At 52.3% G+C, this 13,715-nt stretch carries 12 protein-coding genes; 9 read left to right on the top strand and 3 right to left on the bottom strand.

Features of this window, described 5'->3' with window-relative positions:
- Positions 1–56: 56 nt before the first annotated feature.
- Positions 57–1,940, top strand: a complete 1,884-nt coding sequence (locus ACS5NO_RS31250) for an ABC-F family ATP-binding cassette domain-containing protein (protein ID WP_439418741.1) — start codon at positions 57–59, stop codon at positions 1,938–1,940.
- A 115-nt stretch (positions 1,941–2,055) separates the two neighbouring features.
- Positions 2,056–2,709: a DedA family protein gene (locus ACS5NO_RS31245; RefSeq protein WP_439418760.1), complete on the top strand. Its 654-nt coding sequence runs from the start codon at positions 2,056–2,058 to the stop codon at positions 2,707–2,709.
- Between the two features lie 18 nt (positions 2,710–2,727).
- Here the strand turns inward: ACS5NO_RS31245 and ACS5NO_RS31240 are convergent, their stop codons facing one another.
- Positions 2,728–3,228, bottom strand: a complete 501-nt coding sequence (locus tag ACS5NO_RS31240; RefSeq protein ID WP_439418740.1) for a Fur family transcriptional regulator — start codon at positions 3,226–3,228, stop codon at positions 2,728–2,730.
- A 247-nt stretch (positions 3,229–3,475) separates the two neighbouring features.
- A complete protein-coding gene (locus ACS5NO_RS31235) occupies positions 3,476–3,985 on the bottom strand; it encodes a gamma carbonic anhydrase family protein (RefSeq protein ID WP_439418739.1) in 510 nt (169 codons plus the stop codon).
- Between the two features lie 231 nt (positions 3,986–4,216).
- Between ACS5NO_RS31235 and ACS5NO_RS31230 the strand changes: the two genes are divergently transcribed.
- The 6 genes from ACS5NO_RS31230 (at position 4,217) to ACS5NO_RS31205 (ending at position 12,448) form a co-directional block, all read left to right on the top strand.
- On the top strand, positions 4,217–6,562 hold the full coding sequence (locus ACS5NO_RS31230) for an SLBB domain-containing protein (RefSeq protein WP_439418738.1): 2,346 nt from the start codon (positions 4,217–4,219) through the stop codon (positions 6,560–6,562).
- A gap of 33 nt (positions 6,563–6,595) precedes the next feature.
- Positions 6,596–7,708, top strand: a complete 1,113-nt coding sequence (locus ACS5NO_RS31225) for a lipopolysaccharide biosynthesis protein (protein WP_439418737.1) — start codon at positions 6,596–6,598, stop codon at positions 7,706–7,708.
- 101 nt (positions 7,709–7,809) lie between these two features.
- Positions 7,810–8,787, top strand: coding sequence for a GDP-mannose 4,6-dehydratase (locus ACS5NO_RS31220; protein WP_114404289.1), 978 nt, complete (start codon positions 7,810–7,812; stop codon positions 8,785–8,787).
- A gap of 13 nt (positions 8,788–8,800) precedes the next feature.
- A complete protein-coding gene (locus ACS5NO_RS31215; protein WP_439418736.1) occupies positions 8,801–10,144 on the top strand; it encodes a flippase in 1,344 nt (447 codons plus the stop codon).
- A gap of 231 nt (positions 10,145–10,375) precedes the next feature.
- A complete protein-coding gene (locus ACS5NO_RS31210) occupies positions 10,376–11,293 on the top strand; it encodes a nucleotide-diphospho-sugar transferase (protein ID WP_439418735.1) in 918 nt (305 codons plus the stop codon).
- Positions 11,294–11,461: 168 nt separating this feature from the next.
- Positions 11,462–12,448, top strand: coding sequence for a nucleotide-diphospho-sugar transferase (locus ACS5NO_RS31205; RefSeq protein WP_439418734.1), 987 nt, complete (start codon positions 11,462–11,464; stop codon positions 12,446–12,448).
- On the opposite strand, the gene ACS5NO_RS31200 is transcribed toward ACS5NO_RS31205, so the two are convergent.
- Positions 12,404–12,577 (bottom strand): hypothetical protein, encoded by a 174-nt coding sequence (locus tag ACS5NO_RS31200; protein WP_439418761.1) that lies wholly within the window; start codon positions 12,575–12,577, stop codon positions 12,404–12,406. The two genes, ACS5NO_RS31205 and ACS5NO_RS31200, sit on opposite strands and share 45 nt — an antisense overlap.
- Here ACS5NO_RS31200 and ACS5NO_RS31195 point away from each other — a divergent pair.
- On the top strand, positions 12,533–13,564 hold the full coding sequence (locus tag ACS5NO_RS31195) for a glycosyltransferase family 4 protein (protein WP_439418759.1): 1,032 nt from the start codon (positions 12,533–12,535) through the stop codon (positions 13,562–13,564). The two genes, ACS5NO_RS31200 and ACS5NO_RS31195, sit on opposite strands and share 45 nt — an antisense overlap.
- Positions 13,565–13,715 lie beyond the last annotated feature (151 nt).

Here is a 13,715-nt window from a genome sequence, read left to right as displayed (position 1 = left end):
TCCCATCGCGTAGTTTACTTCGGCGATCCGGTTCAGGATGCGTATCTTTGCGGACAATGAATTATCTATCAGCAGAAAATCTCTCCAAATCCTTCGGCGACAAATGGTTATTCCGCAACGTAACGTTCGGAATGAGCCGGGGTGATAAAGTCGCAATCGTTGGTGCCAACGGTACGGGCAAATCTACCTTATTATCCATTCTGGCCGGATTAATGCCTTCCGACGAAGGACTGGTCAGCATCCGAAAAGACATCACCGTCGGTTTTCTGGAACAACAGCCCCAACTGGATAACAACCTGACCGTGATGGAAGTCGTTTTAACCGGCGACAATCCGGCCCTGCTCGCGATTGAGCAGTATGAAAAAGCTCTGCTGTCCGAGAACCACGACGCGCTCGACCGGGCCATGCAGCAAATGGACACGCTCCAGGCCTGGGATTATGAAACGCAGTTGAAGCAGATTCTGGGGCAATTGGGCATTCACGACGTCACGCAGCAGGTCTCCACACTCTCGGGTGGGCAACGCAAACGGGTGGCGATGGCGCAGGTGCTGATCGAAGCCCCGGATTTGCTGATCATGGATGAACCGACCAACCACCTCGATCTGGAAACTATCGAGTGGCTGGAAAACTTTTTGTCGACCAACAATTCCACCCTCCTGCTGGTGTCGCACGACCGGTATTTTCTGGACCGGGTTTGCAACCAGATTGTCGAACTCGACCAGCAAACGCTGTTCAGCTACAAAGGCAATTACGCCTATTACCTGGAAAAGAAAGCGGAGCGGCAAGCCATTCTGGCGGCTGAGGTCGACAAGGCGAAAAACCTTTTCCGGCGCGAACTGGACTGGATGCGCCGACAACCCAAAGCCCGCGGCACCAAGGCACAATACCGGGTCGATGCGTTCGATGAGGTGAACGCCAAAGCGCACACGAAACTGGGCAACGACCAACTGGAGCTAAACATTCGTACGGCGCGGCTGGGCAGCAAAATCATCGAAATGGAAAACGTCAGCAAACGCTTTGGCGAAAAGGTGCTGCTCGACCATTTCACGTACACCTTCCGGCGTAACGACCGCATTGGCATCATCGGGAAGAACGGGATGGGGAAAACCACCCTCCTGAACATGATTACCGGCGAACTGCGCCCCGATTCGGGCATCATCAGCACCGGCGGAACGGTTAAAATTGGCTATTACACGCAATCCGATCTGGTGCTGCCCGATAACCAGCGGGTGATCGACGTGGTGCAGGATGTGGCCGAAGTGATGAAACTGGGAACGGGCGAAACCGTGACGGCTTCGCAATTTTTGCAGCATTTCCTGTTCGACCGCAACAAGCAGTACGATTACGTCCACAAACTGTCGGGCGGTGAAAAACGGCGGTTGCAGTTGTTGCTGGTGCTGGTGCAAAATCCCAACTTCCTGATTCTGGATGAACCGACCAACGACCTGGACATTACGACGCTCAATGTGCTGGAAGAATTTCTGCTGAATTTTCCCGGCTGCATACTGCTCGTATCCCACGACCGTTATTTCATGGATCGGCTGATCGATCACGCCTTTATTTTTGAAGGCAACGGTAAAATCAGCGACTTTCCGGGGAATTACACCGATTACCGCGAACGGAAAGCCAGTCAGCCCGCCGATCGCAAAACCGCCGACAAGCCAAAGGCTGCACCAACCGTCTCAGTTCCAGAAAGTAAACCCGTTGCCCCGGTAACGGAAAGCAAGCGAAAACTATCTTTCAAGGAGCAGCGGGAATATGAAACGTTAGAAAAAGAAATTGAGGAACTGGAACAACGAAAAAGCGGTTTATTGGATCAACTGAATACCGGTTCCGAGAGTCACGAAGAACTGACGTCCTGGGCCCGGCAAATTGAGCAAATCGAACAGGAAATTTCCCTAAAATCCGACCGCTGGCTTGAGCTGGCGGACTATATTTAATTGTGAATGAGCGAGTGAGTGATTGAGTGAATAGCTGACGCAGTGCCGTTAGTTCAAAGCGTGATCTTCGATCTATTCACTCATCCGCTCATTCACTCATTCACTCATTTCAATGATGAACCAGATCGCCGAATTTTTCCAATACTTACTCAATTCCGAGGAAATCATTCGGACGGGCGGGCTGGTATTGATCACCCTGATTATCTTCATCGAAAACGGTGTCTTTTTCGGTTTTTTCCTGCCGGGCGATTACTTGCTGTTTCTGTCGGGCGTTTTTGCCGGCACCAAAATTCTGGCCGTCCCCCTGTGGCTGTTGCTGCTCTGTATTTTCGGGGCCGCGGTGGTGGGGTCGCTAGTGGGATATCTCACGGGCCGGTATTTCGGTGATCGGCTGCAAAACCGCCCGGATTCGCTGTTTTTCAAGAAAAAATACATTGAAACCACCCGCGAATATTTCCTGAAATACGGCAGCCGAACGCTGATTGTGGCCCGGTTTCTGCCCATTGTCCGCACGTTTGCGCCCATTCTCTCCGGATTGATTCGGATGGATATGCGGTATTTTATGCTTTACAACGTTCTGGGTGGAGCCATCTGGGTGGTCTCGCTGGTGGGGGGCGGTTATTATTTTGGCGAAAAATTCCCCTGGATCGTCGATTACGTCCACTACATCATCATTTTCTTCCTGGCCGTTACCACTTTCACAGTCATTCGGGGCTACATCAACGCCCGGAAAGAAATGAAGCAGGAAAAAGAAACCGTCAGCGAATAATCCAATAATGCGTTTCCGCTAGTTTACGTTGGCATTGGCCGCTGCGGCTTTCGTCCGCGCCACGCAGGCTTCGTCCGCACATTCGCCGTAAAAAACCAGGGAATGCGATTCGACGTGGAATTGCAGCGTATTGCCGACCGTGGTTTTGATCAGTTGCAAACGCGGATCACAAAACTCCATGACGCGGTGGCAATTGACACAAATCAGATGCGCATGCTGCTGCCGTCCGAGTGATTTTTCAAACCGGCTTTTCGTATTGTCCTCATCGCCAAACTGGTGTCGGCTCACCAGACCGCAATCGACCAGCACATCCAGCGTGTTGTACACCGTGGCCCGGCTAACGGCAAACGACCGGTCTTTCATCGCCTGATACAATTCCTCAGCGTCAAAATGGTCATTGCGCGAATACACCTCTTCCAGAATGGCAAACCGTTCCGACGACCGGCGCAGCCCTTTCATGAGTAAATATTCTTCCAGTTTCGTTCGGGCTGTCGTAATCAATGAAGTTAGGTTCGCCATAAAATAAGGCCAAGACGGCTTCTAAATCCCCAGGCAGAGCGCTTGGAAACCGGCCGCTGACCAACAAAAAAATAATCCTAAAATTATTTAGACTAATTTCAAACAAATATACGACCGCAATAAATGCGATGCAATACTTGTTGTAAAGGACTTTTATTGGTTACCCCTAAATCCCCTGAAGTGGAATTTTAGCATCTGGTGGAATTTCGCGTCCAAGTCCCCTTCAGGGGATTTAGGGGCAATTTCATTACTCATACCACCTGGCATACATCACATAATTGTTGGCTGTCCGCATAAAAACTTCACCCAGTTCGGGCGTAACAGCTTTCAGAAACCGGGCCGGATTGCCGGCGTAAACTGTGCCCGGAGGCACGACGGTATTTTGGGTCACAATGGCCCCGGCAGCAACGATGGAGCCGGTTCCAATAATAGCCCCATCCATCACAATGGCGCCCATGCCGATCAGAACCTGGTCTTCAATCGTGCAGCCGTGGACAATGGCGTTGTGGGCAATGGAAACGTAACTGCCGATGATGGTCCTGAATTTCTGGTAGGTGCAGTGAATAACGGCCCCGTCCTGAACGTTGCAATAATCCCCCATCGTGATCGAGTTCACATCGCCCCGCACCACGGCATTGAACCAGACGGTGCAATTTCGACCCATCACGACTTCCCCAACGATCGTTGCGTTATCGGCAAACCAACATTCTTCGCCCACTTTTGGGTGAATGCCGCGAACAGATTTTATCAAAGCCATCTTGGATATATTCTATTTGTTCAGTTATTATTTCGGAAAACAGTTCGGCTAAATAGCGGTTTTTTCCATTAAAAAGCCACTTTTGGACCATTGACTATAAAAAGCGGCAGAGAATCAATCAATTCGTAACTTTGTGGGTCAGATTTTTCTCACTGCATGAACCGTAGCAGAACACAATCATACTGGTTTACACTTCGTGACTCCCCGTTTTTGTTGTTTCGACAACTGCCCGTGCTGTCTTTCTTTTTCCTGTTGGTAGCTGTCACTGCCGGTTTTGCCCAGTCACCTTCGCGGGCCGATCAGTTGAACGATGAGCAGATTATTGAATTTTATCAGCGGGCGCAAAGCAGCGGACTCACCGAAATGCAAATCGAGCAAGCGGCTATGTCACAGGGCTATACGTTGACTGATATTGCCAAAATGCGGCAACGTATGGCAAAAATCCGCCAGCAATCAAATCGCACCGGGCAGATCTCCGGCGATACGCTCATCAACCGAAGCCAACAGGGGACACTGTCGCAACGGCCGTATGCGCTGGGCGACAGCCTGAATCTGCTGCGACGGGATACCATCCGGCGACCGTATATTTTTGGCGCGGCTTTGTTTCAGGGAACATCCCTCACCTTTGAGCCGAATCTCCGCATTGCCACGCCCCGGAATTACGTGGTGGGACCCGACGATGAACTCGTAGTGGAAATTTATGGAAATTCCACCGAAAGTTTCCGGCTGCGCGTCAGCCCCGAAGGATCGGTGCGGATGCTAAACCTGGCGCCTATTTTTGTCAGCGGCCTCACCATCGAACAGGCCGAACAGCGGATTGTCGGGCGGCTGCGGCAGGCTTTTCAGGGTCTGAACCGCCCCAACAGCGGCACTTATGCCTCCGTAACCCTGGGCAACATCCGCAGCATCCGCGTCACGATGGTGGGCGAAGTCGTCATGCCGGGAACCTACACGCTTTCGTCATTGTCGACGGCTTTCAACGCCTTGTATCTGGCGGGCGGCCCGAACCCCGAAACCGGCTCCTTCCGCGATATTCAGGTGATCCGCAACAACCGCGTCATTCGCACCATCGACCTATACGATTACCTTTTGCGGGCCGATAAAAAAGATGACATCCGGCTGCTGGATCAGGATGTGATTCGGGTCAACGATTACGGGGTTCGCGTTGAAATGGTTGGGCAGGTCAAACGGCCGGCCATTTATGAAGTAAAACCCGGTGAAACGCTCAAAAGTGTCCTGAGTTTTGCGGGCGGTTTTACGGATCGGGCGTATACCTTTTCGATCACCCTGCGCCGGAATACGCCCCGCGAACTGCGAATCTCAACCATCACGCAGGAGCAGATTGCGACATTCATTCCGCAGTCCGGCGACAAATACACGACTGGTGAAATCCTGAACCGGTATGAAAACCGGATTCAGATATCCGGTGCCGTGATGCGCCCCGGCGATTATGCGCTGGGCGACGAAATTACGTCCGTTCGCTCGCTCATCAGCCGGGCCGAAGGATTGCGGAAAGACGCTTTCCTGAACCGGGCGGTTTTGTACCGCGAACGCGAAAACACCGACCTGGAAGCCATTCCGTTCGATGTCGGGCGGCTGATGCGCAACGAAACGGAAGACATTCCGCTGGCCCGGCAGGACAGTGTGCATATTTATTCGGTCCGCGATTTGCGCGAGCCGTACTACGTTAGCATTGAGGGCGCCGTGAACCGGCCGGACACCATTCCGTACGTAACCAACCTGACCGTCACCGATTTGATTGCGTTATCCGGCGGTTTTCAGGAAGGTGCCACACCCACCCGGATTGAAGTGGCCCGGCGGATTCGGGAAGATACCACCAAAATGACCGGTGGCGAAACCGTTCAGGTTTTTCAGTTTTCGATCGATCGCTCCTTGAATCTTCAACCCGCCGATGCGCGGTTTCCGCTCAAGCCGTTCGACGTGGTATACGTCCGAACGTCGCCCCGCTACGAACTTCAGCAGAATGTAGCGGTACTGGGCGAAGTGATGCACCCCGGGAATTACGCCATCGAGTCGCGTTCCGAACGAATTTCGGATGTACTTCGGCGCGTGGGTGGCCTGAAAGCGGGGGCTTTTCTGCCCGGAGCCCGGTTTTCCCGGCGCGGCATTCCCATTGCGACCGATCTGGGCGCCATTCTGGAAGATCCGGGCGTATCGGGAAACCTGTTGCTGGAAGTCGGTGATTCACTGATTATTCCGAAACGCCCCGAAACCGTCAGCATTCAGGGCGCCGTTCTGAATCCGTCGACGGTTAGTTTTACGGAAGGCTTTCATTTTAAGGATTACGTGACGCAGGCCGGGGGCTATACCGATAATGCCCGGCAGAAAAGAGCGTATGTGATCTACGCCAACGGACTGAAAGACCGGACCAAACGGTTTTTGTTTTTCAGGAAATATCCCAAAATCGAACCCGGCTCACGCGTTATCGTGCCATTTGGGCCACTGACCGACGATCGACGGCTGACGGCGGGGGAACGAATTGGACTTATTTCGGTCATTGGCACAATGACTGTGACCCTTACCACCGTTATTGTAAATCTGGTTCGGTTATTTTAAGCATTTTTAGCGCCACGTTTAGTACGTCGCTTCATGTCAGTAACAACGCACAAACCATCAGCAGGGTCAGAAATGGACGATGATGACCTCATCCGGATCCGCCCCGGTGATCTCTGGAAGTTTCTACAGCGCAGCCGCCTGGCCGTGCTGGCTTTTGCCGTGCTGGGCGCCCTGGCAGGGCTATACTATGGTTTTTCCAAACCGGACGACTACAAAGCTGAAGTTACCGTCATGCCGGAAGTGTCGGCAGGCAGCCCCGGCAGCATGGGCAACCTCGGATCGCTGGCCGGGCTGGCTGGCATCAGCATGGACAATGCCGCCGGTGATGGCATCCGGCCCGATCTCTACCCGGAGGTTCTCCAAAGCATTCCGTTTGCCCTGCAGATTCTGAAGCAGCCGGTTTATTCCAAAACCTACAAAACCGTGCTGCCGCTGCAGGCTTACCTGAAACGGCAGAAGCAGGAAACGGCCTTTCAACGGCTAACCGGAAACACAGAACAAACCACTGCCGACGACTCAAAACCGGTTCCGGTGGTGTTGCCCGATCCTAAAAACTACAGCAAAGCCCTGCAGGTTACACCCGAACAGGAAGGTCTGGCGGCCCTCCTGACGAACCGGATCACAACCACCTACGAACGACGGACTGGCGTCGTAACCATTGAAGTAATCATGCCCGACCCGGTCGTAGCGGCCACTGTCGCCCGGTTTTCACTGGAATACCTGACCCACTACATCACCAGCTACCGGACGCAGAAAGTCAAAAATCAGGAGCGATTTCTGACCCAGCAGGTCGAGCAATCCCGACGCCGGTACCAGACGGCGGAGTATGACCTGGAAAGTTACCGCGACCGGAACCGGAGCCTTTACAGCGGCTTGGCCCGCATCAGCGAGCAACGGCTGCAAGCCGAGTTTCTGCTGGCGCAAACCGTGTACAACGATTTGTCCCGGCAGTTGGAACAGGCCAAAATTCGGGTGCAGGAAGAAACCCCGGTTTTCAAAATGCTGGAGCCTCCACGCATACCACTACGGCCCAACGGCCCCCGGCGCACGCTACTGATTCTAGCTGGTTTAGCGGCTGGTGCCGTAATGGGGCTAGGCTGGACGTTGGGAAAAACCGTTCTGGGGAATATGAATCGCCTGGAATAACCGGTTTACGGTTTTCAGTTTACGGTTGCTGACGCATACGAGCTATAGGACGCGTCAGCAACCGTAAACCGTAAACCGTAAACCGTAAACTGAATATTCTTATGAAAAAGGCATTGATTTGTGGGGTTTCAGGGCAGGATGGGGCCTATCTGGCGCATTTGCTGCTGACCAAAGGATATGAGGTATACGGCGGTTCACGTGATGCCCAGATGTCGTCGTTCAACAACCTGACCCGGCTCAACATCCGGTCGCAGGTGTCGGTGGTGTCGGTCAACATCAATGATTTCCGCAGCGTTTTGCAGACGTTGCTGAAAGTCCGGCCCGACGAAGTTTATAACCTGGCCGGGCAAAGTTCGGTGGGTCTATCCTTCGAACAACCCGTCGAGACCCTCGAAAGCATCAGCATCGGCACGCTGAATTTGCTGGAAGCCATCCGGTTTAGTGAACTCCCGATCCGGTTATACAACGCCGGATCGAGCGAGTCGTTCGGCGATACGGGCCGCCTGGCGGCCGACGAAGAGACACCTTTCCGCCCGCGCAGCCCCTACGGCGTGGCCAAAGCTGCGGCTTTCTGGCAGGTCGCCAATTACCGCGAAGCCTACCAGCTCTATGCCAGCACCGGGATACTGTTCAACCACGAGTCGCCCCTGCGCCCCGAACGGTTTGTCACCCGGAAAATCGTGGCAGCCGCCTGCCGGATCGCGCAGGGCAGCAACGAGAAACTGACGCTGGGAAACATCGATATTGCCCGCGACTGGGGCTGGGCGCCCGATTATGTGGAAGCCATGTGGATGATGCTGCAACAACCCCAGCCCGACGACTACGTGATTGCGACCGGACACACCCGGAAACTGAAAGATTTTATCCGAATCGTTTTCGAGCAGGTGAATCTGGATTGGGAAGAGCACGTTCAGATCGACTCCTCGTTTTTCCGCCCCACCGACCTGGCCGAGGGTAATGCGAACCCCGCCAAAGCGTTTTGGCATTTTGGCTGGAAGGCCCAACACAAGATGGAGGACGTGGCCCGGTTGATGGTCGAAGCCCAGCTCACCGGTGTCCTTCATCCGACTGTCTCCTGATTGTCAAACCGGTATGATTGAACTAAGCCCCCGAAAGCTGAGTGCAACCGCCCGGAAAGCGTTTGCCAACGCCGGCTGGGTTTTCTTCGACCGCATTTTTCGGATGGCTACCGCTTTACTGGTCGGCGTTTGGTCGGCGCGGTATCTGGGGCCTTCCCAGTTTGGTCTGCTCAACTTTGCCAATGTTTTTCCAACGGTGCTGATGTCGCTGGCGGGGCTGGGTTTGGCAAACATCCTGATTACGGAAATTGTCCGAAAAGGCGAATACGCCGAAAATCAACTGCTCGGCACGGCTTTCATTCTCCGGCTCATTGCCGGGGCGGTTTCCCTGTTTGTAATTGCGGTTACCATTCGCCTTCTCTACAGCGGTCAGCCGGTTTTGCAGGCCATGGTTCTGTTCACCAGTTCGGTGCTGATCTGCCAGAGCGTGGACGTCATCGATCTGCATTTCCAGTCGCGCGTCAAATCCCGGCTGTCGGTCGTTGCCAAATCCGTTGCCTTTGCCTTATCGACGCTGCTGCGGGTTTATTTTCTGGCCAATCACTTCAGTTTACTGGCGTTCTCCTCGGTTGTTTTCGTGGAAGCCACCCTCTCGGCCCTGATTCTGATTTTCATTTATAACCGGGAAGAAGGGCAGCACATTTTGCAATGGCGGTTTAACCGGGCGCTGGCGATCCGGTTGCTCCGGTTATCCTGGCCGCTCATGATCTCGGAGTTTTTCATTTTTATTTACATGCGTTCCGACCAGTTCATGCTGAAAGAACTGGCTACAGACTTGGAATTAGGCAAGTTTAGTGCCGCCCTGCGTTTGTCGGAAGTATGGTATTTTATCGCTACGGCCATCACCTCCTCGTTTTACCCAACCATTGTTGCCCTGAAAACCCAAAATGAGGAGGCCTTTCAGCGGGCTTTTCGAAAACTTCTGAGCCTGTTGGCGTCCATCAGCATCCTGATTGCGGTTTTCGTTACTTTTTCGTCTTCCTTTCTCGTTGACCTGCTCTATGGGCAGCAGTATACCGGCGTAGACAACATCCTGGTTATTCACATCTGGTCGGCCGTATTTGTCTTTATTGGAGTTGGCAGCAGCTATTGGTTCATTCTGCACGATCGACAGCGCCTGCTGCTGTTGAAGACCATCGCCGGAGCGACGGTGAATATTCTGTTAAATCTGATTCTGATTCCTCGGTATGGTGCCATCGGCACCTCCATCGCCACCCTGCTCGCCCAAATGATGTCGGCCTACTTCATGAACTATTTCATCAAGGAAGCCCGCCCGGTTTTTTTTGCTCAGTCTGCGGCAGTCGTCGATGTGGTAAAGCTAACTTTCCTGAAGGATCTTTTACAGCGCTCCCGGTAATCCTGCCCGTTCTTCCGGGCCTATGCGGTACGCAAAAAGCGGTTTTCAAGTCAGCCCTGGCAACGTTTTTCCGCCAGATGCTGTCTTCGGAAATATGGATTCGATGGATGACCCTAAATTCATTTTGCCAAAAATACCCCAATTCCATACCGAATCCTTTACCCTTGGCGTTGTTTTTAACGGGGAAAAGCATCGCTCCCCTCCAGTAACCACCCTAAACGTAGCGAAAAGATGCCGTTAGACGTTCCCATCCTGTTCCTCCTGTTTAATCGACCTGACCTGGCCCGTCAGGTACTCGAACGCATTCGTCAGGTTCAACCCCGGGAATTGTTTATTTCCATCGACGGCCCCCGCCCCAACCACCCTACGGATGCAGAGCGGGTTGCCGAATGCCTGGCTTTGGTTGACAACATTGACTGGCCCTGCTCGGTACACCGGCTCATTCAGGATCAGAATTTAGGTTGCAAAAAAGCCGTGAGTACGGCCATCACCTGGTTTTTTCAGCAGGTGGAAATGGGGATCATTCTGGAAGATGACTGCCTGCCCGACCCCAGTTTTTTCACCTTTTGCCGCGAAAACCTGCATTACCACCGCAACAATGCCACGATCCTGCACATTGGGGGAACCAACCTCCAGAATGGCCAATGGCATGGGGATGGCTCCTATTTTTATTCCAAAATTTGCCATGTCTGGGGGTGGGCGAGTTGGCGACGGGCCTGGGAAAAATACGACGGAAGCATGTCGACCTATCCGGGATTTCGAAAGCAAAACCGCATCGCCGACCTTTTTTCCGACCCCAAGGTTCAGGAGTACTGGACGGAAGCGTTCGACGGAGTCCATGCGGGTCAGATCAACAGTTGGGCCTATCCCTGGTGTTATTCCATCTGGATTAACAACGGCCTCTGCATTTCACCCAACCAGAATCTGGTTTCCAACATCGGGTTTGGTACTGCCGCCACCCATACACTGGACGACGGTGGCTCACTGGCAAACGTGCCTCTGGAGCCTTTGAACGAAATACGCCATCCTAGTTTCCTGATTGAAAACCTTCCGGCAACAGAATATTCAAATAACCAATATTTTAAGAAACCAACCTGGGTAACCCTGAAAGCCGAAGGTCTGAAAAGACGGCTTGGTCTGAAACAGTAGCCCCAAATACCGTTGCTGTATTGCGCGAAATTCTACACTTTTTGCCCGGGTCACTGCTGATCACGGTTTGGAAAATGTATGGCTTGTTCAGAAATTGCTGCTCAATAACCTTTTTGATCAGTTTATCGTTTATTTTGTACCTTATATCGTCAAAATAAACAAAATACAGTGACAACGCTTCAGGCCTCTCTGTTCGACGCGCCCCTTCAATTTGATATTCCAGTTCTCTTTATTTTGTTTAACCGGCCTTATCACGCCCGACGGGTTTTTGAACGTATTCGCGAAATCCAACCCCGGGAATTGTTTGTATCGATCGATGGACCACGCCCCAACCACCCCACCGATGCAGAACAAGTGGCCCAATGCCAGGCTCTGCTGGACGAAATCGACTGGCCCTGTCAGGTTCAGCAATTGATTCAGGAGCAGAATCTGGGTTGCAAACACGCCGTCAGTACGGCCATCACCTGGTTTTTCCGGCAGGTGGAAATGGGCATTATTCTGGAGGATGATTGTCTGCCCGACCCGACCTTTTTTACCTTTTGCCGCGAAAATCTCTGGTACCACCTGAATAATACCGCTATTATGCACATTGGGGGAACCAACCTCCAGAATGGCCAATGGCATGGGGATGGCTCCTATTTTTATTCCAAAATTTGCCACGTCTGGGGGTGGGCAAGCTGGCGACGGGCCTGGGAGAAGTACGACGTGACGATGTCGAGTTATCCGGAATTTAGAAACCAGAAGCTCATCTCTGATATTTTCACCGATCCCCAGGTTCAGGAATTTTGGAACGATTCCTTCGATGGCACCTACAATGGCCTGATCAACACCTGGGATTTCCAGTGGTGCTATGCAATCTGGACTCATAATGGAATGTGTATCAACCCCAATCAGAATCTTATTTCCAACATCGGTTTTGGCGGTGAGGCCACGCATACCAAAGACAGTAATGAGACGTTTGCGAATAAACCGGTCCACCCGATAAACGAAATCATTCATCCCCGGTTTATCATCGAGAACCGTCAGGCCACCGAATACTCACTGCATCATTACTTTCGGAAACTAACCCGCATCAAACAGCGCGTGGAGGATATTAAAAAGCGAACCGGGTTAACGAACATGAAAACCACTTTCAAAAAGCACCTGCTTCCCTGAAAGCATCCCTGCATGAAGATTTTCTTTGATCATCAAACCTTTTCCCAGCAAAATTACGGCGGAATCTCCCGGTATTTCTGCGAATTGATTGCCGGCATCAACCAATTCCGAAACAAACATCAGGCTCATTTGTCATTATTGGTTTCCAACAATGTTTATTTGAAAGAAAAAAGTCTCCCCACCCTGCCTTTTTTCCCTAGCCAGCCTTTTACCAGAACCCAGCCTTACCTCTACCAAATTAACAAAGCATTCAATCAGGTAGAAATGAGAACCCGGTCGTACGACATTTTTCATGCCACCTATTATGAACCTTACTTCTTAAAATTCATCCGCAAGCGGCCGGTTGTCATTACTGTCCATGACCTGATTCACGAAAAATATCACACAGTTTTTCCTGAATTGGCCGCTGATCATCAGGTTATGACTTGGAAGAAGGAAATTATTTACCATGCGACGGCAATTATTGCCATTTCAGAAAATACCAAACGCGACTTGCTGGCGTATTATGACATTCCACCCGAACGCGTTCGGGTCATTCACCACGGTTCGTCGGTTCCTGTGGATGAAACCCAGTTTGAACCCGTGTCAGAAGTGCCGTATCTGCTCTTTGTTGGAAACCGGGGTATGTATAAGAACTTCCTGCCCTTTATTCAGGCCGTTGCGCCCTTGCTTCTCGCCCATCAAATTCGGGTCATTTGCGCCGGTGGTGGCCCTTTTTCTCCCGAAGAAGAAGCCGTCGTCCGGCAATTGAACGTTCATGATCTGGTTGAACAACAACCCATTGATGATGCTTCGCTGCGCCGGTTATACCGCCAGGCCCTGGGTTTTGTGTTTCCTTCACTCTACGAAGGATTCGGCATTCCGGTGTTGGAAGCGTTTGCCTGTGGATGCCCCTGCCTGCTCAGCAACCGGAGCTCACTCCCCGAAGTGGCGGGTGAAGCCGCGCTCTATTTCGACCCCGAGAACCGGGATTCCATCCATGACGCCATCGGACTTTTCCTGAATAATCCGGCTTTAAGGCTTGACCTCGCCCGGCAGGGACGTCTTCAGTTGCAACAGTTCTCGTGGGACCGAACCGTTCGGGAAACGCTTGATTTATACCAGTCTCTACAATAATATTTTTCCCTTTCGAGAGGAGTCCAAACCGATCCGCCCGGTAGTCAAACCGCAATTCCCTATCTTTGCGGCTTCGACGGAATGAACTATACACCGGAAAAGAAGGGCCCCGGTCGCGGAGCCTTCCCTTTTTAGCGGCTTCTATCTTACG

Source organism: Larkinella fluvii (assembly GCF_051857545.1).
Classification (GTDB): Bacteria; Bacteroidota; Bacteroidia; order Cytophagales; family Spirosomataceae; genus Larkinella.
Note: the sequence above shows the minus strand (reverse complement) of the source record. Positions and strands in the feature narration are given on the sequence as shown.

Excerpts from the sequence above, each read along its gene's own strand:
- ACS5NO_RS31250 (WP_439418741.1), top strand. The coding sequence starts at position 57 with ATGAATTATCTATCAGCAGAAAATCTCTCCAAATCCTTCGGCGACAAA.
- ACS5NO_RS31245 (WP_439418760.1), top strand. The coding sequence starts at position 2,056 with ATGAACCAGATCGCCGAATTTTTCCAATACTTACTCAATTCCGAGGAA.
- ACS5NO_RS31240 (WP_439418740.1), bottom strand. The coding sequence starts at position 3,228 with ATGGCGAACCTAACTTCATTGATTACGACAGCCCGAACGAAACTGGAA.
- ACS5NO_RS31235 (WP_439418739.1), bottom strand. The coding sequence starts at position 3,985 with ATGGCTTTGATAAAATCTGTTCGCGGCATTCACCCAAAAGTGGGCGAA.
- ACS5NO_RS31225 (WP_439418737.1), top strand. The coding sequence starts at position 6,596 with ATGTCAGTAACAACGCACAAACCATCAGCAGGGTCAGAAATGGACGAT.
- ACS5NO_RS31220 (WP_114404289.1), top strand. The coding sequence starts at position 7,810 with ATGAAAAAGGCATTGATTTGTGGGGTTTCAGGGCAGGATGGGGCCTAT.
- ACS5NO_RS31215 (WP_439418736.1), top strand. The coding sequence starts at position 8,801 with ATGATTGAACTAAGCCCCCGAAAGCTGAGTGCAACCGCCCGGAAAGCG.
- ACS5NO_RS31210 (WP_439418735.1), top strand. The coding sequence starts at position 10,376 with ATGCCGTTAGACGTTCCCATCCTGTTCCTCCTGTTTAATCGACCTGAC.
- ACS5NO_RS31200 (WP_439418761.1), bottom strand. The coding sequence starts at position 12,577 with ATGAGCCTGATGTTTGTTTCGGAATTGGTTGATGCCGGCAATCAATTC.